This is a genomic window from Maridesulfovibrio sp. (assembly GCF_963666665.1).
In the GTDB taxonomy this organism is placed as follows: domain Bacteria; phylum Desulfobacterota; class Desulfovibrionia; order Desulfovibrionales; family Desulfovibrionaceae; genus Maridesulfovibrio.
On the sequence record NZ_OY762999.1, the window covers coordinates 2,934,405 to 2,957,635 of the forward strand.

Sequence of the window (23,231 nt, forward strand, 5' to 3'; positions counted from 1 at the left end):
CAACAATGCATTCCTGCAAGGTCATCATCAAACCGAACAGATCAATCCTCTGGAAAGATTGTCCAGCTGCGGCAGGAAAGGCTTTGAAGATATTTCATATTCCGAGAAGTCCACGTAAGACGTTTCTGAATCCGGCATGAGGCTGATTTCAATTCCCTGCTCATCAAAAAGTATCCGCATGGGGACTATCTCCTGTTCGCTTTCCGAACATAAAGAGTCCCGCAGTTCAGGCACAAAAACAAATTCAGCACCGGAATAATGATGGGCGGTAAGCATACTTAACGTTGAGCTGGCAGCTGCAATCCGCCCCTGATCATCAAAGACCAGAGAATTTGAATCGCCGTTAATGCCCACAGCGTCAGAATCATAGGCAGTAATCATGCCTACGCTTGTTTTCAACGGGGTCGGTTCCGCAGGTTCAAGGGAACGGATCCGCCCTTCAGGGCTGAAGCTTATGCCGATACGGATCCTGATCGGACCTGCCGGAGTTTGTACAGTCGGCTCTTCACCCGGCCAAAAGGTTATGGAGCGCAAGGTTCCGTTCTCATAAAAACAAAGGCTGATCACCTTTACACAAAGCGGACCGACAGGAGTATCAATGGTCAGAGGGGCGGCAAGCGATCCTTCATCTTCCTGCGTCCAATAGCCGGACAGTTTGCCATTGAGCGGAAAAACCCGCTTCAACTTTCCGGACTTGTAGAAGGTGACCATCTCCGCTTCAATAATTCCCACTGGGGTAAATACGGGGGTACGCACCTCCAAGGGCAGAGATTTAACATTGCCGTTTGAATACATTAAAATAGGCTGCAAGCTCTTACGGCGGAGGTCATCAGTGGAGTGCTGAGCCTCCAGTTCACCGGCTTCGGTTGAATAGATACGTCTCAGGGTGTTCATGAGTAGACCTCCTCATCATTGAGCTTGATAAATTCACTGCGGGTCAGAGGCCTTTCAAGCCGCAGTGAAAGCTGCCGTACGGCCTCGGTGAGGGTGGAAAGGGAGTCCGTTCCGCAAGCAATGCCGTATTCATCAAGGGCATTACGCACAGCGGCCCGACCGCTCTTGCCGCCCACAGCCAACTTACGGGCCGTTCCTACAGATTTAGGATCGTACGGTTCAAACAGCTCCTGAGATTTGCTGAGTGCGTGGGTGTGCAGGCCGGATTCACAGGCAAATATATCAGTGCCGACAACTGCCTTGGTACGCGGAATGGCAACCTTGGCCGCAGCCCCGACGATCATGCAGGCTTCTTTGAGCACCGAGGTGGAATAGCGGGTATTGCCTTCACGCAGCGCCAGCCGCGCCACCAATTCCTCGGTTGCTGCGATACCGGAGCGTTCTCCGATACCTATAACGGAACAGTCCGCGTAATCAGCTCCGGCTTCAAGGGCGGTAAATGAGTTCGCAGTAGCCATGCCGAAGTCATCATGGCAATGCACGGCAATATCAATATGCAGCCTCTCCCTGAACTCTCTGACCAGCTTTTCCATGGCAAGAGGGGTCAGTTGCCCGAGGGAATCCGCCAGACGAACCCTTGATGCCCCGCAAACCTCGGCATGCAGCGCCATTGAAAGGGCAAAATCACCATCCGCACGGGAAATATCCTCAAGACCCACGGAAACATATTCAAATCCGCAATCCTTGGCAGTCCGTATAGCCGCAGCAAGCTTGCGCAGAATAGCCTGACGATCAGAATCCAAGCGTTTTTCAATATGCAGATCCGAAACCGGAACTCCAATATTGATGCGCTTTAATCCCAATTTCTCAGCAACCTCAATATCCTTCTCCCGGCAGGGAGACCAGACACTGAGAGCTGTATCCCCTCCTATGGTCCGGGCGTATTCTGCGAAAAGTGCAAGATCATCTTGTCCAACCCAACCCAGCTCTATCTCATCAACTCCCATGGAAATGAGGGAAGATGCGATGCGCTTGCGGGTTTCAAGATTGAAATAGGCCCCGAACAACTGTGCGCCTTCACGCAGGGTGGTATCGATCAACATAATAATGCTCCAGTTGGATTAAAATTTACAGAATCCATGAAGCATTATTGATGCCAAAGTATTATATCTTCCTATCTACCTTAATTTATATAACATCACCGTCCACTTCACTCTCTACATACAACCTGCAAAAATGTAGTTTCCTACAATTTTGTGCAGATTATTCGTTGCAATCTACATTTTTCGTATGTCTTTACTTTTCTTTTCTTTTTAAAATTTACCGCGTCATTACAGCACCTTAAAGATACAAAACAGCTTTGGCACACCACTTGCCTTACGAGAGTCAGCAACAACGAAAATCAATCCAAACCACATGGAGGAGAAAATGAGAAAAGTAGCAATCTACGGAAAAGGCGGCATCGGAAAATCAACCACCACCCAGAACACCGTAGCCGGACTGGCAACTATGGGCCGCAAGGTCATGGTTGTTGGATGTGACCCCAAAGCGGACTCCACCCGTCTGCTGCTCGGCGGACTGGCTCAGAAATCAGTACTCGATACCCTTCGTGAAGAAGGTGAAGACGTTGAGCTTGAGGATATCCGTAAACCCGGTTTCGGTGAATCATGGTGTGTTGAATCTGGTGGTCCTGAACCCGGTGTCGGTTGTGCAGGACGCGGTATCATCACTTCCATCAACATGCTCGAAAACCTCGGTGCATACGAAGAATCCGAAGGCCTTGATTACGCCTTCTACGATGTACTCGGTGACGTTGTATGCGGTGGATTCGCAATGCCTATCCGCGACGGTAAAGCAGAAGAAATCTACATCGTCTGCTCCGGTGAAATGATGGCCATGTATGCAGCCAACAACATCTGCAAGGGTATCATGAAATACGCTGAATCCGGCGGTGTACGCCTCGGCGGTCTGATCTGCAACTCCCGTAACGTTGATAACGAAAAAGAAATGATCGAAGAGCTGGCCAAAAAGCTCGGCACCCAGATGATCTACTTCGTACCCCGCGACAACGACGTACAGCGTGCAGAAATCAACCGTAAAACCGTTATCGAATGGGACGACAGCGTACCGCAAGCCTCTGCTTACATGGGTCTCGCCGAAGCAATCGACAAAAACGAAATGTTCGTCATACCCACCCCCCTTGAAATCGAAGAACTGGAACAGCTGCTCCTCGATTACGGCCTGATGGAAGCATAGTGGCAGCATAGCACATCAAATAAAAATAGCAGAGCAAGGAGAGAACTAATGATGATCATGGTGAGAGCAATTGTAAGACCGGAAAAAGCGGATGACGTACTGGCCGCACTCATGGACAACGGCTACCCCGCTGTAACCAAATATTCCGTAGCAGGACGAGGTAAACAGCGCGGCATCAAGATCGGCGAAGTAACCTACGACGAAATCCCCAAGACCATGCTCATGAGCGTAGTCAAAGCCGCCGACAAGGACTTCGTAATCAACACCATCATGGATGCGGCCCGCTCAGGAACAAAAGGCGCTTTCGGTGACGGTAAGATCTTTGTAACCGACGTCGAGAATGTCTACACCATCAGCTCCGGCGTAAACGAAGCGGCTCCCGTTGAGGAGGCATAGCATGAAGGAAATCATCGCAGTCGTGCGGATGGACATGATGAACCGCACTAAAAAAGCCCTCACCGAAGCAGGCCTGGACGCCTTCTTCGCCCACGAGGCCCAGGGACGCGGCAAAGGCTTCGTCAACCCGGCTGTCCTTGAAGGAGTTGAATCCGGTTACGAAGAAGCTGCCGCAGTTCTCGGAGAAAAAGGCAAACTTTATCCCAAACGAGTTCTTACCGCAGTTGTTCCCGAAGAATCAGTGGAATCGATAATTGAAACCATCATAGAAGTGAACAAAACCGGAAAACCCGGTGACGGCAAGATATTCATCTGTCCCGTAGGCGACGCAGTCAGGGTCAGAACCGGAGAAACAGGCGCGAAGTCCATCGCCTAACCACTCAAGGAGATATGAATCATGAGTAAGACCAAAGTGGTGCAGTGGGACCCGGCGGACATCAAGGAAGAACTTCTGAAGAAGTATCCGCCCAAGGTAGCCCGCAAGCGCGCCAAACAGATTATGATCAACGAAGCGACTGAAAGCGAGGCACCGCCCGAAATCGTCGCCAACGTAAGGACCATTCCCGGTATTATCACCATGCGCGGCTGCACCTACGCAGGCTGCAAGGGCGTTATCATGGGCCCGACCCGCGACATCGTGAACATCACCCACGGCCCCATCGGCTGCGGATTCTATTCATGGCTGACCCGTCGTAACCAGACCTCTCCCGGTCCGGACGGTGAAAACTACATGACCTACTGCTTTTCCACGGACATGCAGGATCAGGACATCATCTTCGGTGGTGAAAAGAAACTCGAAGCAGCCATTCAGGAAGCTTACGACCTCTTCCACCCCAAGGGTATCTGTATCTTCTCCACCTGTCCGGTTGGTCTGATCGGTGACGATGTTCATGCCGTAGCCAAAAAGATGAAAGCCAAGCTCGGCGACTGCAATGTCTTCGGCTTCTCCTGTGAAGGTTACAAGGGCGTATCCCAGTCCGCCGGTCACCATATCGCCAACAACCAGGTTTTCACCCACCTTGTAGGTGAAAACAAGGAGCCTCGCACTGAGGAATACAAGATCAACCTGCTTGGCGAATACAACATCGGCGGTGACGGTTTCGAGATTGACCGCATCCTCAAGAAATGCGGCATCACCAACATTGCGACCTTCTCCGGCAACTCAACCTATGACCAGTTTGCTTCGGCCCAGCACGCGGACCTCAGCTGTGTCATGTGCCACCGTTCCATCAATTACGTGGCCGACATGCTGGAAACAAAATACGGCATCCCGTGGATCAAGGTGAACTTCATCGGTGCGGAAGCAACCGCAAAGTCCCTGCGCAAGATCGGTGAATACTTCGGAGACAAAAAACTCATCGACAAGATCGAAGCCGTGATCGCCGAAGAAATGCCCGAAGTGGAAGCAACTGCCAAGGACGTGCGTTCGCGCACTGAAGGCAAGACAGCCATGCTCTTCGTGGGCGGCTCCCGTGCACACCACTATCAGGAACTGTTCAACGAAATGGGCATGAAGACCCTTTCCGCAGGCTACGAATTCGGTCACCGCGATGACTACGAAGGCCGCAGTGTCATCCCTGAGATCAAGGTTGATGCGGACTCCAGAAACATTGAAGAAATCGAAGTTGAAGCGGATCCGAAACTCTACCGCCCGCGCAAGACCGAAGCGGAAATCAAAGCCCTTGAGGACGCAGGATACGAATTCAAGCATTACGAAGGCCTCAACCCGGACATGGATAAAGGCACCATCGTAATCGACGACCTGAACCAGTACGAAGCTGAAAAGCTGGTGGAACTCCTCAAGCCTGACCTTTTCTGCGCAGGCATCAAGGAAAAGTTCTCCATCCAGAAACTGGGCATACCTTTGAAACAGCTGCATAGCTACGATTCCGGCGGACCTTACGCAGGATTCAAGGGTGCCATCAACTTCTACAAGGAAATCGACCGCCTCGTAGGCAGCAAGGTCTGGAGCTACATGAAGGCCCCCTGGCAGGAAAACCCCGAGCTCACCGCTACTTTCGTGTGGGAATAAGGAGATTTAGATATGTTACTCAGACACACCCCCACAGAAATAAGTGATCGCAAGACACTGGTCATCAACCCGGCCAAGACTTGTCAGCCCATCGGCGCCATGTACGCCGCACTGGGTGTGAAAGGCTGCCTGCCCCACTCCCACGGATCGCAGGGCTGCTGCGCCTATCACAGGTCCATGCTGACCAGACACTATAAAGAACCCGTTTCCGCCGCTACCAGCTCCTTTACTGAAGGTGCTTCAGTCTTCGGCGGACAGGCCAACCTCCTTCAGGCCATCAATAACATCTTCACGGTCTACGAACCGGAAGTAATTGCGGTGCACACCACCTGCCTTTCCGAAACCATTGGTGACGACCTGACCCAGATCATCACCAAGGCCACCAAAGAAGGCAAAATTCCTGAAGGCAAAACTGTTTTCGGTGCACCGACCCCCAGTTACGTGGGCTCACATGTCACCGGCTTCTCCAACATGGTCAAAGCCATGGCCCAGCTGGCCGAACCGACCTCCAAAAAGAACGGTAAGGTCAACATAATTCCCGGCTGGGTGGAACCCTGCGACATGGAAGAGATCAAGCGTCTCTGCACCATGATCGGGGTAGACATCACCATGTTCCCGGATACTTCCGGCGTACTCAACGGTCCCCTTAGCGGCGAATACAAAATGTTCCCCGACGGCGGCGTGACCATCAAAGAACTTAAGGAAGCCGGACAGGCTACCGGAACCATCGCACTCGGCGAGTGGTGTTCCGCAGAAGGAGCCCGCTGGCTGGATTCCAAGCACAAGGTCCCCTGTACCGTGCTGGATATGCCCTTCGGCCTGAAAGCCACAGACCGCTTCATCGACGTGCTGCGCACTGTGGCCGGGGTATCCATCCCCGACTCCGTCTCCTACGAGCGCGGCCAGTTGGTGGACATGATTTCGGACATGCACCAGTACCTCTACGGCAAGAAGGTCGCCATCTACGGTGATCCAGACCAGCTCATTTCCATGGTGGAATTCCTCCGCTCCATCGATATGTGCCCGGTCTACGTAGTTACCGGTACTCCCGGCAAGAAGTTCGAAAAGCGGATCAAGGAACTTACTGCAGACATGCCTTACGAATGCAAGGTCAAAGCAAAAGGCGACATGTTCCTCATGCATCAGTGGATCAAGAACGAACCTGTGGATCTGCTCATGGGTAACTCCTACGGCAAATACATTGCCCGCGACGAAGACATCCCGTTCCTGCGCTGGGGATTCCCCATCACGGACCGTCAGGGTCACCAGTACTTCCCCACCGTGGGTTACAAAGGCGGCCTGAGACTTCTGGAAAAAATTCTCGGCCTGCTTATGGATCGCATTGACCGCGATACCCCCGAAGAAACCTTTGAACTTGTCCTTTAACACCTGTGCCAAGCGGGGCCTTCGGAGACTCTTCGAAGGCCCTGCAAAGCAGGACTAAATATTTTTCTTACGGAGCACCCCATGACTACTTCCACCTCACATCCTTGTTTCGGCCCCTCGGCCCGTGCATCAGTCGGCCGCATTCACCTTCCGGTTGCTCCTAAGACTTTTGCCCGCACTAAATTTTCCACAGAAGCCAAGCTTCCCGCAGCCATGCTCCCGGAAGAGGCTGTTGCCATGCTTGATGAGCAGATTCGCTCCGGCAAAAAGATCAAGGTAGTAGGCATCACCGGTCCCGGCGACCCTCTGGCTGATTTTGAAACCACCTACAAAACCCTGAAAATGGTCAGGGCTAAATACCCGCGCATGCACCTCTGCCTGACCACATTGGGCATCGGCGGTGAAAAATACGCGGAAAGACTGGCCGAACTCAATATTTCCCACATCACTGTTTTGGTGGATGCGGCGGACTCAGCTACCGCCGAAAAAATCTATGCATGGATTCGCCCGTCCACCAAAAACATCCCCCTGCCCGAAGCCTGCATAATGCTCATGAAAGAACAGGCTGCAGCTATCAAAGCTTTCACAGATGCAGGGCTGACCGTCAAAGTCAATACAACTATTTACCCTGAGAATGTCTCCCAGATTGAAAACATAGCTATCGCTGTAAAGTCACTGGGTGTGGAAGTCATGGGACTGCCATTCTTCATTCCTGAAAGGGAAAGCGAATTTTCAGCAGTTGGAAACGAAGCGGTTGCGACTGCCCGGGAACTGGCTGCAAAACACATCACACTTATGGAACCGTGGCTCAAATGCGGTGCATCCATCGAACTGGAAACACCGACATCAAGTTCCCTGCCTAAACCGAACAAGAACCGCCCCAATGTGGCGGTGGCAAGTTCCAGCGGAATGGATATCGACCTGCATCTGGGCCACGCCCATAAAATTCTGATCTACGGTCCGCGCGAAGACGGTTTGGCCTGTCTGCTGGAAACAAGAGAGGCCCCGGAACCGGGCGGCGGAGAAGCCCGCTGGGAAAAGCTGGCCGAGATCCTGAGTGACTGTTTCGTGCTGCTTTGCGCCGCAGCAGGGGAAACCCCGAAAAAAATTCTAGCCGCCAACGGAATCAGAACCGTTATCTCGGAAGAGAACGTGGAAGGCACAGTGGATGTGCTCTATGGCGGCGGCAAAAAAGGCAAATGCAAAAAATAAACACAAGGAGAAGAATATGGCTACCCCTGAAAGAATGATCATCTGTTGTCAGAGTTTCCGCGCTGCGGGCGCACCCAAAGGCATCTGTCACAAGCAGACCGACGGATTCCTGCAATACATAGAAGAAGAAATCATCGACCGCGGCATAGACGCACTGGTGGTAGCCACCAGCTGTCTGAAGCAGTGCGATAACGGCCCCATCCTCGTGGTTCAACCAGAGAACTGGTGGTTCAAGGGCGTTGATTCCGAAGAAGCCATCGATGAAATCCTTGATGGCCTTGAAGACGGTGAACCCTGCGCAGAGTACCTGCTGGATTAATCAACTTTAGCATTAACATTTCAAGATTCACGCTTCTGGATTTTGGAAAACCATAGAGGGAGCATATGCCGGCCACAGTTCATATCCGCAACGCCAACTCCGCTGATCTGGTCCCGATGACCGATCTGCTGAAGTCGCTTTTCTCCGTCGAGAAGGACTTTTCAGCGGATGGGAACAGACAGACGAAAGGATTAAAAATTCTGCTAGGCAATCCCCGGGCACGCATTCTGGTTGCAGAAGAACAAGGTGAAGTGGTCGGCATGTGCACCGGTCAGATTGTAATCTCTACCGCTGAAGGCGGCCCGTCCATCCTTGTTGAAGACGTGGTTGTCCGCAGCGATCGGCAGGGGGAGGGAATCGGCACCATGCTCATGGAAGCCATTCTCAAATTCGCAGAAGAAAACAGAGCAACAAGACTGCAATTGCTTGCAGACTGCGACAATACCCCGGCCCTTAAATTTTACGAAAAAACAGGCTGGAGCAACACAAGCCTGATCTGCCTTCGCAAGACGAACGCATAGCAACGGAGCACATCATGAATGAATATACAATATTAGATGAACGTAAATACCAGATCCACCGCACGGGCGAGGGAGCACTGGACATGGCCTGCAACCGGGAATCCCTTGCCGGAGCAGTGAGCCAGAGAGCCTGTGTTTTCTGCGGTTCAAGGGTCGTTCTCTATCCCATAGCCGATGCCCTGCACCTGGTGCACGGGCCTATCGGCTGTGCGGTTTATACCTGGGACATCCGCGGCGCACTTTCCAGCGGACCGGAACTGCACCGCCTCTCCTTTTCCACTGACCTGCAGGAAACTGACGTCATCTTCGGCGGCGAAAAAAAATTGGAAGCCGCCCTTGACGAACTCATCGACCGCCACAGCCCCAAGGCAGCCTTTGTATACTCCACCTGCATTGTGGGCATCATCGGAGATGACCTTGAAGCGGTCTGCAAAAAGATGAGCGAGAAAAAAGGCATCCCTGTTCTTCCGGTACAGTCGGAAGGTTTCAAGGGCAGCAAGCGCGAAGGCTATCTAGCAGCCTGCAAAGCCATGTTCAAACTGGTGGGAACCGAGGAGACATCGGATATCTCCCCGCTTTCCGTGAACATTCTCGGTGACTTCAACCTTGCCGGGGAAATCTGGATCATCCGCGAATATTTCAAAAAAATGGGGGTGGAGGTCGTCGCCAACATCACCGGTGACGGACGTGTGAAGGATATCGGGCGCAGCCACGGTGCGGCCCTTAACCTTGTACAGTGTTCGGGTGCGACATTGGATTTGGCAAAAATGATGAAAGAGGAATACGGCACGCCCTTTATGCGCGTCTCCTACCTCGGCATCGAAGACATGGCCGATTCCCTCTATCAGGTTGCTGATTTCTTCAAGGATGTCGACCCGGACATTGTCAAACGCACGGAAGATCTGGTGCGCGATGAACTTTCAAAGCTCATGCCCGAACTGGCCCGCATGCGCAAAGACCTCGAAGGCAAAAAAGTCGCCATGTACGTGGGCGGTTCCTTCAAGGCTTTCTCCCTGCTCAAGGCATTCCGCCATCTGGGCATGAAAGTAGTTATGGTCGGTTCCCAGACCGGAACCAAGGAAGATTATGCTGAGCTGGAACGCATATCCGATCCCGGCACCATCCTTGTCGATGACGCCAACCCGCTGGAGCTGTCCGCATTCATTAAAGAAAAGGACGTCGATATCTTCGTAGGCGGAGTTAAGGAACGTCCCATCGCCTTCAAGATGGGAGTCGGATTTTGCGATCACAACCACGAACGCAAGGAAGCCCTCGAAGGATTCGAAGGCATGCTCAACTTCGCCCGTGAAATTCATTCATCAGCCATGAGCCCGGTCTGGAACTTTGTACCCCGTAGAGCCAAGAAGGCAGGAGAATAGCCATGACTACCAAGAGTAAAAACTACACATCCACAACTAATGCCTGCAAACTCTGCACACCCCTTGGCGCATCACTCGCTTTCAGAGGAGTGGAAGGCTCCATTCCTTTCCTGCACGGTTCACAGGGCTGCGCGACCTACATGCGCCGCTATATCATCAGCCATTTCCGTGAGCCCGTGGATATCGCATCCTCAGCTCTGGGCGAAAAGCACGCAATTTACGGCGGCGGCCCTAACCTGAAAAAGGGCATCCTCAATGTGATGAAAAAATACGAGCCGAAAATCGTCGGCGTGGCGACCACCTGCCTGACTGAAACCATAGGCGATGATGTTCCCATGTATCTCAAAGAATTTTTTGAGGAATTCGGCGACTTGAACCTGCCTGAGATCGTACAGGTATCAACACCCAGCTACAACGGGACCCACGTGGACGGCTGGCACGGCGCAGTGCGCTCCATGGTCGAACAGCTCTGCACCGAGAAGGCAGAAAACGACGGACACATCAACATCCTGCCCAACATGGTTTCCTGCGAAGACATTCGCCACCTCTTTGATATTTGCGAGGATTTCGGCCTGAAGGCAACCATTCTGCCTGACATTTCCGAAACACTCGATGGCCCTGCACTGGAGGATTACATGAAAATCCCGGTTGGCGGGACTCCGGTGGAAGACATCAAAAAAATGTCCGGTGCGGCAGCAACCATCGAACTCGGTCGCTGTGTACCCGTCAAGAGTGGCGGAACCAGCCTTGCGGAACGTTTCGGAGTGGCAAACCACCGCATCGGTCTGCCCATGGGACTGCGCGAATCGGATATTTTCTTCGAAACCCTCGAAGCTGTTTCCGGCAAAGAAATGCCCGCCCGTTACGAACGCGAACGGGGCAGACTTATTGATGCCTACGTGGATGGACACAAGTACGTGTTCGGCAAACGTGCCGTTGTTTACGGCGAGGAAGACCTCGTAACCGGGCTGTGTGCATTTCTGGCTGAAATCGGTGTGGACGTAATCCTTGCCGGGTCCGGCGCCAAGAAAAAAGGCATGGCCGAAGCTGTCACCGCTGTAACTGAAGGCGTGGGCAGGACCATCCCTGAAATCCACGAAGGCGTTGATTTCCACGATATTTCCGAAAGGGCCGAAGAACTGAAGCCCGATATGCTTATCGGACACTCCAAGGGTTACCGCTACGCCAAGGCATGGAACATCCCCCTGATCAGGGTCGGTTTTCCGGTCCATGACCGCTTCGGCGGACAGCGCATCCCGACCCTCGGCTACCGCGGGACACAGCACCTCTTCGACCGCATTGTCAACTCCATGCTGGAGAAGAAGCAGGCTGATAGCTCCGTTGGTTACGGCTACATGTAAGAATTTATTACTATAAATATATTATACTGGGAGAATTACCATGCAGAAAGATACAACTAAACACCCGTGCTTTAACAAAGAAACCGCAGGCTCCTGTGGACGTGTACATCTCCCGGTAGCCCCCAAGTGCAACATCCAGTGCAACTACTGCAACCGTAAATATGATTGCGTTAACGAATCGCGTCCCGGCGTGACCAGCAGTGTTCTCAAGCCTTTTCAGGCTGCGGAATACATGGATGCGGTTTTAGAAAAAGAACCGCGCATCACCGTTGCCGGTATTGCCGGACCGGGCGACCCTTTTGCCAACCCGGAAGAGACTCTGGAAACCATGCGTTTGCTCAATAAAAAACATCCGCACCTGATTTTCTGTCTGTCCTCCAACGGCATGGGGATCCTGCCGTATCTGGATGACCTGAAAGAGCTGGGCGTATCCCACGTAACCATCACTATCAGCGCGATTGATCCAAAAATCGGAGCCAAGATTTATTCATGGGTCAAGGACGGCAAAGTGGTCTATCATGGAGAAAAAGGTGCGAAAGAGCTGCTGGATCGTCAGCTTGCGGCAATCAAAGGACTGAAAGAACGGGGCATTACCGTAAAGATTAACTCCATCGTTATCCCCGGCATTAATGACCATCATATTACTGAAGTTTCTAAAGTCTGTGCCGAGCTTGACGCGGATATCCAGAACATGATCCCGCTTAAGCCGACAGCAGATACACCTTTTGCGGACATAACTGAACCGGGACATGAAACCATCGGTCCCCTGCGCAAAGAGGCCGGCAAAGTAATAGAACAGATGACCCACTGCCGCCGCTGCCGTGCCGATGCTGTAGGACTTTTGGGTGACGATAAATCAGTTGCCCTCTGCGGAACCCTGAAATCATGTTCCGAGCTGAAACCCATTGATATGAAAGGTCCACGCCCCTACGTGGCCGTTGCCTCCCGCGAAGGAATGCTGGTCAACCAGCACCTCGGCGAAGCACGGGAATTCCATATCTGGGCCGAAGATGGAAGTGACGGTTTCAAGCTGGTTGAAAAACGGCCCGCGCCCAAAGCCGGATGCGGCCCCCAGCGCTGGACAGACCTTGCAGCAACTCTCAGCGACTGCCGCGCTGTGCTGGCAGCAGCCATAGGTGAAACCCCGCAGGTAATGCTGGCTGAAGAGGGCGTAGAACCGTACGTAATCGGCGGGTTCATTGAGGACGCGCTGGCTACGGTCTACAGTGGCGGAAACATGGATATCCACAAAGGACGGCGCGGCAGCATCGCAGACGCCTGTTGTACCGGAACCGGCACCAAATGCGGCTAAGATTTAAACATTGCTCCGTGCTAATTTTGCTCCTTGCAGATCGCTGCTTATGGACAAAATTAGATTTTTATAGGAATGCTCCGTTTCTATAAATCACACTGCGAAGCCCCTGCCAAGTTGCTCTGGCCGGGGCTTCACTGTTTTATTCTTTTGCTTGTTGCTGAATCTTTTGGGTAACAACAATATCGAGTCCCTGCGGTGTTCGGATTAATTGCGGAGACGGACCTTTTTCAGCTTCCGGATTGCGGAAATTAAAGACCAGCCGCAAGCGGTCGGGGTGCCTGCCCAGCACCACCTGCCCCACAAAGCCGGAAACGAAATCAGTCACCCGCGGGACGGAATAGCGCCACTTGCCACGCAGGTCCACCACCAGCTTGGAAGGCTTGTCCAGCCAGAAATATGTGACCCTGCCTACCTCAAGCGAAGTCTGCAAACGAGCCAAAAACTCAGTCTCCGTATGGGTGAATTCAAGATTATCAAGCATACCTACAGGCCCTGCTGTTCCCTTGGAAACAGTAACACCCTGCGTACGGTTAGCAGCAAGATCTTCCTGAATTTCCCGTTTAACCGGATTGGAATCAGCCTGATTTGCGGTCTGATTGCCTTCAATAAACTGCTCCACATCCCGCTCAACTTTGCGGACTTCGTGGACCACTTCCCTGCGCACGGAAGTTGCTTCTTCCGTGGCAACCTGCATCAAAGTCTCTGAACCGTTTACAGCAGAAGTACCGTTGAAAAGCATCTGCGCAGGCTTGTTGAAATCACGAATAAAAGTATCAAAATCTCCCCAAACGGAAAGTACGAACAAACCGGATACAGCTCCCAGCCAGATCAGGAAGAGCAGGATGTAAAATCTTCTGTAGAAAACAGTCAGCACATCCGCCTCCTTAATTTTCCCAGCAATCGGTTATGAAATTGGGCAGGTTCAAGGGCTTGATCTGCAAGACCTCGATCACCGGAACAGCACCGCTGAAATTGTAGCCGACCTTTACACTGCTTACACCCAGACCTTGCAATCCCTTGGCCTGATCCGGAAAGTCCTTGGGACTGAAATTGACCTCGCCGTTGCGGAACTCGGACAGGAACTTAGCAAAGCCAAGCTTGCCCTCATAAGTCTTGACCAGATCAATGCCTGGGAAACGGATGGTCAGGGTGGTTGTTCCGCACTGGTCAGGCTTCCAAGTGAAGGTCGTCTTTTCGGAATAGTTGTAGTTTACCAACTCCTGTCTGCCGCTGCCGCACTCAAGAGAAAGAGTTGTAACATACGGTTCCTGCGTGGCATTGGAATTCACGGAAGTAGGAATGGTCGACAAGCCGACCTTGTATTCAGGTTGAATTTCCTGTGCTCCCTGCTCTCCGTCATTGAGAAAAACAAAAAATTCTTCGCGGAACGGAAAAGGAATGCCCAGCCATTGTCGACTCTGCCAGCCCTTGACACCCTTGCTCAGGAAAGGCGCAGCACTCCCGGAAGTGAACTTGTCCACAATTCCGCTCTTGCCGAACAGGGTGGTCCGCAACTTGTCCGAAGGAACATGGGCTGTTTCAGCCAGTACCTTGCCTTCCCAAAGCTGTTGCAATTCGCAGGAAGCTTCCATGGTGATCACGTAAACCATGAATTCCAGCGGTCCGGCCACAAGATTCCAGAACATATGGGTACCCTGCCCCCCACTACGCATGCGGGTACGCAGAGCAGCCATGGCTCTGGTGGCTCCATCTACAGGATTCTTTTTCACCGCACCGGCAGACTTGCTGTCCGCCCCGCTGTCAGAGCTTTGTCCGGTGGCAGGATAAAGGGCAGCAGCACTCTTGAAAGCCGTTTCCTGGCTGGTGGTAAACCCGGCCAGATCATGCAACACCTGCATGTACTCTTGGAGCTGCTTGGCTCCCTCAATACGGGCCTCAATATTTTTCGCCATCGTGCCACCCAGATCGGCCATGATCTTGCGCAGGGAATCCTCTGCCTTCTGTGAAGATTCCTCCACTCCCTTGGCCTTAATCGCCTTATATTGGGTCAGCACAATGTTGAAACCAAAAAGATCAGCAATCCAATCCGGAGCAGTCCCCAATCCCTTGATCACTGCAAACTCTTCCTTCATCCTGCTGAGCAACATAAAGTAAGGGTTATCGGGATCAGCCATGGTATGGGCCATGCTGCTGTAGTCATCTTTGGTCAGCAACTGACGTTCACCTTCGGTAAAATGCTCGGAGAAGGAATACCATGAACGATAGAATTGCTCTGCATACCAACTCCAGAAATCCTTTTCACGCTGTGCGAAATCCGTATTATCCGGCATCGCCTTGCGCAATTCCCCAAGGAAATCAGTCAGCATCTTATGTCCGGTGGTCGTGTAAGCAGGGGAAACCTGAATTTCGTTTTCAAAATGCAGACGCGGCCCGCCCCAAAAATCGCGCAGGGTTACCGGCTGCACTTCAGGATTGGAATCAACCCAATCCACCAACCATTTAAAATCCGATCCCTTAAGACTGAAAACTTTGCCCAGCCGGGCCTGCAAAAGCAGCTTTTGTTCTTTCAATCCTTCATCATTCTCAATCCAATCAAGATAAGAGCTGTAAGTTTGCCCATAGTACTTCATCAGGTCCGACTCGAAACCCGGAACAGCCATGGACATGGCCTGACCGGAAGGAAGTTCATACGGGGCCAAAGGCTTTGATTTTCCACCTTCAATCCGGTTATCAATCAGGTCGATGCGCCAACCGAGCAGCTTGACAAAATCACTGATTTCCTGCTCCGAAGAACCTGAGTGCAAGCTTTCGATTGTCCGGGACAACTCAGCATCCACAGGTTTCAGCAATGCTGATTCAAACTTTTCAACATAAAGCTGCCGGACCTTCTGCTCCGCCTCAAGGCTGACTTCAAGCCCCATGCGCGGAACCCACCAATTGGAATTCAAATCGTGCAAATGCACTATTTTCTCGCGAAGACCTTCCATCTCTACAACACATTCATCAATCTTTTCAGAAAACTCCGGTGGTTTCGGAAAAGCGGTGAAAAGATCATCAAGAGCGCGACGGTTGCCCAAAAAGGACATACTGAACAGACCGCAGACAAAAAACAGCAAAAGCAACCAGACCAGCATTCCCATATTGCGAGTGAGCAGTTTCCATTTGAGGAATTCAATTATGGGGGTGAACAAATTGCGGTCACGGGTCAAGACCTTGGAAAAAAAGTCGTGCAGGAACAAACCCTGACGGGTGCCCGGAAGCTTTGTTTCCACATTCTGCAAAGATGGAAGACTGTCCAGAAAAGCGGAACTCTGCTCGCCGATCTGCTCGCCGCTGGAAAAATAAATTCCCCGGAACAACGGTTGTTCCTGATAGGGATTATCCTCGAATACACCGTCCGCAAAAGCCCGGATACGCGGGCGCAAACTGTCCAGTTCCTCGGCAAAAAGCAGGAAAGCGGGATCAAAGCTGTTCTCCCGGTCCAGCAGGGTCATACGCAAATCACGAAGACGCTCGATAACCCCGGAAACGGCAGTATCCACAAAGTCTTCTGGATCGGAAGTCATGGCCTCATTTACCATGCCCATTGCTTGCGAGCGAGCCTCATCAGGTAAAACCTCAGTCAGTCCTTTGAGCCCGAAAACAAGGTCCATCTTGGTCAGCAGCACGTAGACCGGAAAACGTACTCCCAACACGCGCATGAGTTCATTGATTCGCCGCCGCAAACTGCGTCCGTATTCGTGCAGGCTGTCTTCATCCCCGGACTGCAGACGGTCGGCAGGCAGGGTGATGATCAATCCGTTGAGAGGTTCACGTTTGCGGTATTTGACCAGCAGGGTCAGGAATTTTTCCCATTCTTCCTTATCACGCGATTCATCAATGGGAATGGCGTATCGCCCGGCAGTATCTAGGATGACTGCCTCCTCAAAGAACCACCAGTCACAATTGCGGGTGGCGGAAACTCCGGGAGTGGGACCAACGTCTGAAAGAATAGAGGTCAGCCTGCTGCTGGCGACCGCAGTGCTCTTGCCGGAATCTGATTCACCGAAAACCATAAACCAAGGCAGGGCGTACAAGGGATTGCCATGCCTGCGCAGTTCCGAATTCTGAAGCAATTGAACAGCCTCGATCCAACGGGTCTGCAGTTCCTGCAAACGGGAACGCTCATGCAGCGGGGCTGCTGCAATGGCTGAATCATCCTGATCAACAATGCGCTTAACGAATTTCTTCTCCCGCCTGCGCAGCATCCATTTACGGATGAAAAAGAAAGCAGCAACCAGCCCGATCACTCCGCCGAAAAGACATGCCCCGGCCCACCACGGCCAGCCCATGTAAGTAACAAGGGCATAGGAGGCTACTGCCGCCAGCACAAAAAGCAGCACGATAAATATGATCTTGAGCAGATTGAGTAAAAATTTCTTCATGCTTTGGCCTTTTCACCCCTTTGATTTCAACCAAACCAGAGCTTCAGGCTGTGCTCAAGCAGAACCTTGTAAGCAAAGTACATTCCGCCGACCACAAAAAGCGGTAGAATGAAAAAGATTAAGGAAACCGGATCAAAAATACGTCCGTAACAACATTTTCGAGGCGCAGCCACACCTGTTCCGTAGGATTGCGGAAAAACCGGACCGCTGCCCTTTTCGCTTCCGGGTATGCGGGCCACGCACTCCCGGCGCAGCTCTTCCAAACGTTCTTCCCCGGATTCACTGAAATACTTTCCGGTAAAGCCCAGTGAAAGGCAGAGGGCTAAAACTTCCAGAACTTCGGATAATCCATTGTCATTTACCGGTTCACCTTCCTTTTCCATATCTGCAAAAAGACTTTGATCCACCGGACCGTTGTTACGGTTGAAAAGCTTATCCAATCGCTCAAAGAATTCCTCGCCCGCATTGGCTGTTCCGTAGAACTCACGCTGCAATGGATGTTTAAGCCAATCACGCACCCCGGCCCATTTTGAAACCAGCACAGCTTCATCAGCCCAGGCAAATACGGCAAATCGGGCATCATTGTAAAAATTTGCAGAAATATCGATCCGGTCACTGCGGTCATCCATGCGGGAGATCAGGGTCCTCACATCTTCACGCACCTGCTCATAATCGGCCCCGGCCATTTCCGGGGATTCGGTCAAAAGCCTGATGTAGGTGAAGAGTTCGAGGAAGCAATCAGAAAGGTGCATGAAATAATCCCTCAAAATAATTTTTTATTTTCAACATTAAAATAAAAACAACCAGTCAGATTCATTACCTATCCCCTCATAGCAGCTATGTAGACGGAAAGATCACTGGGTGCGCTGTCCCAATAGAGGGAAAGACTTCCTGAACGGACCACATCATCCCAATGCGGGGATTCGGTATCAATGCGGAAACACAGGGCATCCTTGGATCTCGGCAGGCCGGGAGGCAGATTTTCCATATGAATAATACCGATACCCTGCACCGCACGGGCCAGCAAATTGCTCATGCCGTGGGTTGCAGAAAGTTTGGCTATATTCATGAGTTCCGGCAAAGCCTGTTCCGGATTCTCGGTCTTTATCAGCAGCCAGAAACTATTTCCGGCAGCAAAAGCCCGCTCCGGCAGTTCCACGGTAAAGTAGGGATCGCTGAACACAAACTGGCTCATGAATTCCGGTCCGGCTGTCAGGCTGTCCAGAATATTCGTGATGATCTCGCGGGCTTTTTCAAAGCAGGGACCAATATTTTCATGATCGTAATCGGGCAGAACCTTCTGTCCGTCCGGACCTTCCCCAAGGGCGGACATCTCCCGTGAGAATGAAGACAGTTCCCCGATAATCTGCCGTAACAAACCATAAGCGTGCCACGGATGGATATGCGGAGCCGCTGCAAAATGATCCAACTGCGGGGCGTAACGGTTCAAAGTACGCAAAACCAGCAGAAAAACCGTGGAAGTAAAATCAAGGTCACCGGAACCCAGGCCGGCAGGATTCTTATACTGCTCCAGCCTGCGGCAACGTGAGGCAACCTGATCACTGATGTCGCTGAACACATGCCGCAGCCATCTTGAAGCACTCAGGGTAATGCATGGGGGAACAAAGCTCTCATCAAGGCATACTTCCTGAACATCGCGCTCCAAACGAGCCAATGGGATAATGTTGTAGGCCCCCAGGTCATCCAGTTCATTTTCCCAGAACAAGCGCAGAACATATCGCATGGGCTTGATCTGGGCCGCAGGACCGCTGCCCAGCAGATCCGGCTGTTCGACAGGGTCAGGAGAAACCGCAAACATGGTATTTACCGAAGCGGCGGTATCTTCAACCTGCGCAACATTGCCGCCTTCCGGGTTCCACTTGCGCAGCCCCAGATAGACAGTGAAAGGCTTTCCACCCTCTTCCCATGCCCCCTCAAAGGAACGGGGTTCAATATGGGCGTTGCCCGGAAAAGTCACCAGATTACCGTCATCAAAGAAAACTTCAATTTCAGTAACTTCAAAATTTTTGCGCTCAAGGGCACCCTCACGGACTTTCAACCCGGATACACCCCAGAAATATGGCAGTCCGTACTGGCGCATGGCCCGAAAACGATGCAGCTGATGCAGGTCCGAAAGCTGGAAATGCTGGGGTTGCAGGAACAATCCCTGATGCCAGAATAAAGGCTTATCTGCATGCATATCCTACTCCCCCACCTTTTGAATTTCATGGGGGCCGAGAATGATCATAGCGTCCAGCTTGGCAGGGGCGTACCAAGTATCTCCCCACCAAAGCATGCCCGTCTCGCTCACATCCATGGGAATCTGCCAAGTACGAGAAGCCTTGCCCTGTAAATCATAATATCCGGCAACAACTCCCACAAATTTGGTGCCCTCGGCGCGGTCCATGGTGATGGTCGAATTGCGTCCCGGCTGCACAAACTCACGCTGGACCTGCGTAACGCTCTGGTCAAAGCTGGTGCAATTGAGCATCTTTTCCACACCGGTGGAAGTGCCAGCCAATTCATTGAATTTGCTTAGATTTGAAAGCTGATAAAAACAGAGCAGCAAGGTATGCGGAACATCGTCATATGCATTGAGATTCTTATCCACACCCAGCTTAAAGGAAATGGCATTGATCTGATAAGTCCACTTCATCTGATCCGGGCTTGAAGCCGGAGTGGTCACAGTTGTGGGGTTAACCGGCTTTTTATTTCCGCCGCAGCCGCAAACCGCCACAAGCAGGAGTAACAGGAGTATCAATAATCTGCCGCGCACAATCCGCCCTCCGATTGCATAGTTAGAGCCACCAAAAGAGAATTCAGTACTTAACAGCAATTTACACGGAAAATAACTTTATGTCGACGACAGATGCAATTTAAGCATAAATACAAAACACCTTATTGCCCCCGGAGCGTAATCTGCGTTAACATGGCTTCGATTCCTGTTTGCAATACAACCGCAGTGAGGTCTTCATGCATATCGAGCTCCCGCCTTTCAAATTATTGATGCTGGCCCCCTTTTCCCCGACACTGGAAACTGACAATCCCCCGCGCATAAATGCTGATCCTTCTTCCATAGATCAAGCTCTGGCTGTGCTTAACCCCGGCCTCGACATCCCGCTGGACCGCAACCATTTCCCCGCTGCATCCATCAATATTTCCATCAGCAGAATGGCGGATTTCAGGCCTAAGAATATCAGCCGCATCCCGGAATTCAAAAATATCATCAGTCAAATGGCGGAAGACTCCCCCTCTCCAAAGCGAACAACGCCGACTCCCAAAAGCTCCGCCGTTCTTGATGAAATTTTTTCCATGGTCAATAGCGGGCAGACCGAGCAATCCACCGCCGCGTCCAGCCAGAACGAACGCCCCAAAAGCGAACTCCTGCAGGCAATTTTCGCTGATCCGCTTTTCAGAAAAATGGAAGCCGCATGGCGTGGTCTGGAATTGTTGTCCCGACAGGTTCCGTCCGGCAGCAAGGTCAGTGTTGAATTCATGCTCGTCCCTATTTCCGAAAACAACCTGCTTCCAATTATGGATAAACTGGAGCAAGAACTAACTGATTCCCCGCCGGAACTGATTCTGGTCGATCACAGTCTGAACAATTCACCCCGTTCTATGGAACTTTTGGAACGGGTCATGGATTTTGCGGAATCAATGCTCGCCCCGGCAATGGTGACTTTCGGTCCTAAGTTCCTTGAACTGGAGAACTGGGCCGTGACAGACAAACTGCCTTTCATCCCGACCCTGCTGGAAGGTGCGGAATACGGACGCTGGAAAACCCTGCGTCAGCAACCCGCAGCAGGTTGGATAATCGGTTGCGCCGGGTCCATTATGGGCCGGACTATGCACAGTCCTGAATCAGGTTTTGAACAGACCTCCCTTTCCGAACGGGGACCGCTCTGGGCAAATTCCATATGGGGTGCAGCTGCCCTCTGCACCCACAGCCTTTCCGAACACGGCAGGGCCACTCTTTTCGCTGACCATTCCAGCACTCGGCTGGACGGCTTACCAATTGCAGAAGGACCAAGGCCTGCACCAGTCAATCCCCCCATAGGAACAGAACGGATCAAGGATTTTCGGCAGGCGGGAATAAACGCTCTCGCCTTTAACGGAGATCAGGCATTTTTGCTCGGCGCGACAACCATAGACGGTGGTCCGGCAAATCTGCGTTTCTATCTTTCAGGACTGATTCATTTTCTGATTTTATTATCAACAATCAAACGCAAAGAATTCAGCAACATTGAACCGCAATTAACCGAAGCAATTGCTCTGTTCCTACAGCAGCAGGGATACCAGCAGCCGCAGGATCTGGGCATCAAAAAAGGAGAACAGTCCGGTGAGACAATTCCCCTTGAGATTTCCATTACTCCGGGCGCGGAGATCCTGCCCGGCAATGCACCTATTAGTTTTGGATTTAATTGGTAAAAATCACTTCAGTTGCAGTGAATAGAACTCGGCATCATCGCCGTCAGGAAATTCGCCGAAGATGAGTGCGTCCGGTGTACCGGCTACTTTTACGAAATATGATTCATCTTCGCCCAGCTCATTTTTCACGGCCCAGCCAGTGAAATCCTTGCCGCCCATTTCCATTTTCAAGCCCTTCATGGGGTAATTGAGCACGCATTTTTCCGGCAATTGTCCGGCAGGCCCTACGCCGTGTGCACCTATGTCGCCATCGCTTACACCGAGCAAAGCCCCGCTCCATTTATGTCCCGGAGCCGGACCGACTTCGATCCACAGTCCCAGACTCGGCAAAGGATAAAGATCAAAACGGTATTCCGTATCTACATTCTTGATCGGCATATTGGCCTTGGCTGCCAGTTTCGCACCCAGCTTGCCTTCATCCACTACTTCCGCGCCGCGCAGCATGGTCGGCAAAGTTGCGGGATCAAGCTCGCCATCATCGCAAATGCACAGGATCGGGAATCCGTGACCACGCCTAGCCTGCACTGCCGCTGCTAATAGTCCCAGACCGAAACGGATGTCAGGATTCTCATAGCTGGTCTTGCCGCCCTTGATCAGCCAGACTCCAACTTCCGGCTTGTCCATTTCACCGATTGGTCCGGCCCATTCCATCTTTTCCAGATTGTCGGACCAGAAATGACCGTTCACGCCAAGGCCGTAACGGGTAACGGTCTGGAAAAGACCCTTACCCTTCGCCTCGTCTTTTTCAAGGATAGAAATGAATATGCTTTTTGACATTTATTGCCTCCGGCGGCTCTCCGAGGGCCAAAGAAACTTTTTGAAAAAGTTTCTCTGGACTCTTCAAAAACTTTTGATAAGGCTTCGCCGCTTCGTAATAAGAATTATCCCAGAGTCAAAACCGTTACCTGACTAGGGACAGCGCAAATTCCGGGTGCATTGGGCAATACTGCAAGGCAGTTCTGGCCTGTTACGCTGGTCAGCCGCTGTACGGGTATGCCGTCGGCCAGAATAGTGATGCATCCGACAATGTACTCCGTCTGACCGGACTCCAGATGCGAGACAACGCCCATTTCAACACCGGGCTCATCTCCTTCACTGACCAGCCCAAGCGAAACCTGATTAAGTGTCGGCATGCAATCGCAAAGCACATTGTATGCTGCCGGAGCCGACGTAGCTGACTCGGCAATATTCGGATAGGGAACCGGCACAGGAACCGGACCTACCGGAGTCAGGCAGACATCCGGGAACCCCATATCCATCCCCGCTCCCATAGTAAGCGCAAACATATTTAACTCCTCTGTTGGAATTAACATCTACAACTTAAATGAACTAAAGTTCATTTTTTTT

21 protein-coding genes are annotated in these 23,231 nt (G+C 51.9%); 12 read left to right on the forward strand and 9 right to left on the reverse strand.

Annotation, left to right across the window (positions count from 1 at the left end; translation table 11 throughout):
- Positions 1–27: 27 nt before the first annotated feature.
- A complete protein-coding gene (locus tag ACKU40_RS13480; RefSeq protein WP_320173313.1) occupies positions 28–894 on the reverse strand; it encodes a hypothetical protein in 867 nt (288 codons plus the stop codon).
- Positions 891–1,997, reverse strand: a complete 1,107-nt coding sequence (locus ACKU40_RS13485) for a pyruvate carboxyltransferase (protein ID WP_320173314.1) — start codon at positions 1,995–1,997, stop codon at positions 891–893. Before ACKU40_RS13485 ends, ACKU40_RS13480 begins: the two co-directional genes overlap by 4 nt.
- 325 nt (positions 1,998–2,322) lie before the next feature.
- Here ACKU40_RS13485 and nifH point away from each other — a divergent pair, with 325 nt between their 5' ends.
- The 11 genes from nifH (at position 2,323) to ACKU40_RS13540 (ending at position 13,068) form a co-directional block, all read left to right on the forward strand.
- Positions 2,323–3,150 carry a nitrogenase iron protein gene (gene nifH / locus ACKU40_RS13490; RefSeq protein WP_320173315.1) on the forward strand — a complete coding sequence of 276 codons (828 nt, stop codon included), beginning with the start codon at positions 2,323–2,325 and terminating at the stop codon, positions 3,148–3,150.
- A gap of 48 nt (positions 3,151–3,198) precedes the next feature.
- Positions 3,199–3,546 carry a P-II family nitrogen regulator gene (locus tag ACKU40_RS13495; protein WP_320173316.1) on the forward strand — a complete coding sequence of 116 codons (348 nt, stop codon included), beginning with the start codon at positions 3,199–3,201 and terminating at the stop codon, positions 3,544–3,546.
- A 1-nt stretch (position 3,547) separates the two neighbouring features.
- Positions 3,548–3,922, forward strand: a complete 375-nt coding sequence (locus ACKU40_RS13500; protein WP_320173317.1) for a P-II family nitrogen regulator — start codon at positions 3,548–3,550, stop codon at positions 3,920–3,922.
- Positions 3,923–3,943: 21 nt separating this feature from the next.
- Positions 3,944–5,578, forward strand: a complete 1,635-nt coding sequence (nifD, locus tag ACKU40_RS13505) for a nitrogenase molybdenum-iron protein alpha chain (protein WP_320173318.1) — start codon at positions 3,944–3,946, stop codon at positions 5,576–5,578.
- 12 nt (positions 5,579–5,590) lie between these two features.
- Positions 5,591–6,964, forward strand: coding sequence for a nitrogenase molybdenum-iron protein subunit beta (nifK, locus tag ACKU40_RS13510; RefSeq protein ID WP_320173319.1), 1,374 nt, complete (start codon positions 5,591–5,593; stop codon positions 6,962–6,964).
- A gap of 81 nt (positions 6,965–7,045) precedes the next feature.
- Entirely contained in the window at positions 7,046–8,176 is a 1,131-nt protein-coding gene (locus tag ACKU40_RS13515) for a NifB/NifX family molybdenum-iron cluster-binding protein (RefSeq protein WP_320173320.1), read from the forward strand.
- Between the two features lie 16 nt (positions 8,177–8,192).
- On the forward strand, positions 8,193–8,495 hold the full coding sequence (locus ACKU40_RS13520; RefSeq protein WP_320173321.1) for a (2Fe-2S) ferredoxin domain-containing protein: 303 nt from the start codon (positions 8,193–8,195) through the stop codon (positions 8,493–8,495).
- A 65-nt stretch (positions 8,496–8,560) separates the two neighbouring features.
- A complete protein-coding gene (locus tag ACKU40_RS13525; RefSeq protein WP_320173322.1) occupies positions 8,561–9,016 on the forward strand; it encodes a GNAT family N-acetyltransferase in 456 nt (151 codons plus the stop codon).
- A 14-nt stretch (positions 9,017–9,030) separates the two neighbouring features.
- Complete coding sequence (nifE, locus tag ACKU40_RS13530) at positions 9,031–10,395, forward strand: nitrogenase iron-molybdenum cofactor biosynthesis protein NifE (protein WP_320173323.1); 1,365 nt, start codon at positions 9,031–9,033, stop codon at positions 10,393–10,395.
- 2 nt (positions 10,396–10,397) lie between these two features.
- Positions 10,398–11,756, forward strand: a complete 1,359-nt coding sequence (gene nifN, locus ACKU40_RS13535; RefSeq protein WP_320173324.1) for a nitrogenase iron-molybdenum cofactor biosynthesis protein NifN — start codon at positions 10,398–10,400, stop codon at positions 11,754–11,756.
- Between the two features lie 40 nt (positions 11,757–11,796).
- A complete protein-coding gene (locus ACKU40_RS13540; RefSeq protein ID WP_320173325.1) occupies positions 11,797–13,068 on the forward strand; it encodes a radical SAM protein in 1,272 nt (423 codons plus the stop codon).
- 142 nt (positions 13,069–13,210) lie between these two features.
- Here ACKU40_RS13540 and ACKU40_RS13545 read toward each other — a convergent pair whose 3' ends face one another.
- The 5 genes from ACKU40_RS13545 to tssJ all read right to left on the reverse strand — a co-directional run bounded on the left by ACKU40_RS13545 (position 13,211) and on the right by tssJ (position 20,232).
- Positions 13,211–13,945: a hypothetical protein gene (locus tag ACKU40_RS13545; protein WP_320173326.1), complete on the reverse strand. Its 735-nt coding sequence runs from the start codon at positions 13,943–13,945 to the stop codon at positions 13,211–13,213.
- A gap of 10 nt (positions 13,946–13,955) precedes the next feature.
- Positions 13,956–17,456, reverse strand: coding sequence for a type VI secretion protein IcmF/TssM N-terminal domain-containing protein (locus tag ACKU40_RS13550; protein WP_320173327.1), 3,501 nt, complete (start codon positions 17,454–17,456; stop codon positions 13,956–13,958).
- A gap of 26 nt (positions 17,457–17,482) precedes the next feature.
- Positions 17,483–18,208 (reverse strand): DotU family type IV/VI secretion system protein, encoded by a 726-nt coding sequence (locus ACKU40_RS13555; RefSeq protein WP_320173328.1) that lies wholly within the window; start codon positions 18,206–18,208, stop codon positions 17,483–17,485.
- 68 nt (positions 18,209–18,276) lie between these two features.
- The gene (tssK, locus tag ACKU40_RS13560) at positions 18,277–19,656 is read right to left on the reverse strand and encodes a type VI secretion system baseplate subunit TssK (protein ID WP_320173329.1); all 1,380 of its coding nucleotides are present in this window, start codon (positions 19,654–19,656) and stop codon (positions 18,277–18,279) included.
- Positions 19,657–19,659: 3 nt separating this feature from the next.
- Positions 19,660–20,232, reverse strand: coding sequence for a type VI secretion system lipoprotein TssJ (tssJ, locus tag ACKU40_RS13565; RefSeq protein WP_320173330.1), 573 nt, complete (start codon positions 20,230–20,232; stop codon positions 19,660–19,662).
- Positions 20,233–20,429: 197 nt separating this feature from the next.
- Here tssJ and ACKU40_RS13570 point away from each other — a divergent pair, with 197 nt between their 5' ends.
- Positions 20,430–21,884, forward strand: a complete 1,455-nt coding sequence (locus ACKU40_RS13570) for a type VI secretion system contractile sheath domain-containing protein (protein WP_320173331.1) — start codon at positions 20,430–20,432, stop codon at positions 21,882–21,884.
- Between the two features lie 3 nt (positions 21,885–21,887).
- Here ACKU40_RS13570 and ACKU40_RS13575 read toward each other — a convergent pair whose 3' ends face one another.
- Complete coding sequence (locus ACKU40_RS13575) at positions 21,888–22,661, reverse strand: hypothetical protein (protein WP_320173332.1); 774 nt, start codon at positions 22,659–22,661, stop codon at positions 21,888–21,890.
- 104 nt (positions 22,662–22,765) lie between these two features.
- The gene (locus ACKU40_RS13580) at positions 22,766–23,170 is read right to left on the reverse strand and encodes a DUF4150 domain-containing protein (protein ID WP_320173333.1); all 405 of its coding nucleotides are present in this window, start codon (positions 23,168–23,170) and stop codon (positions 22,766–22,768) included.
- Positions 23,171–23,231 lie beyond the last annotated feature (61 nt).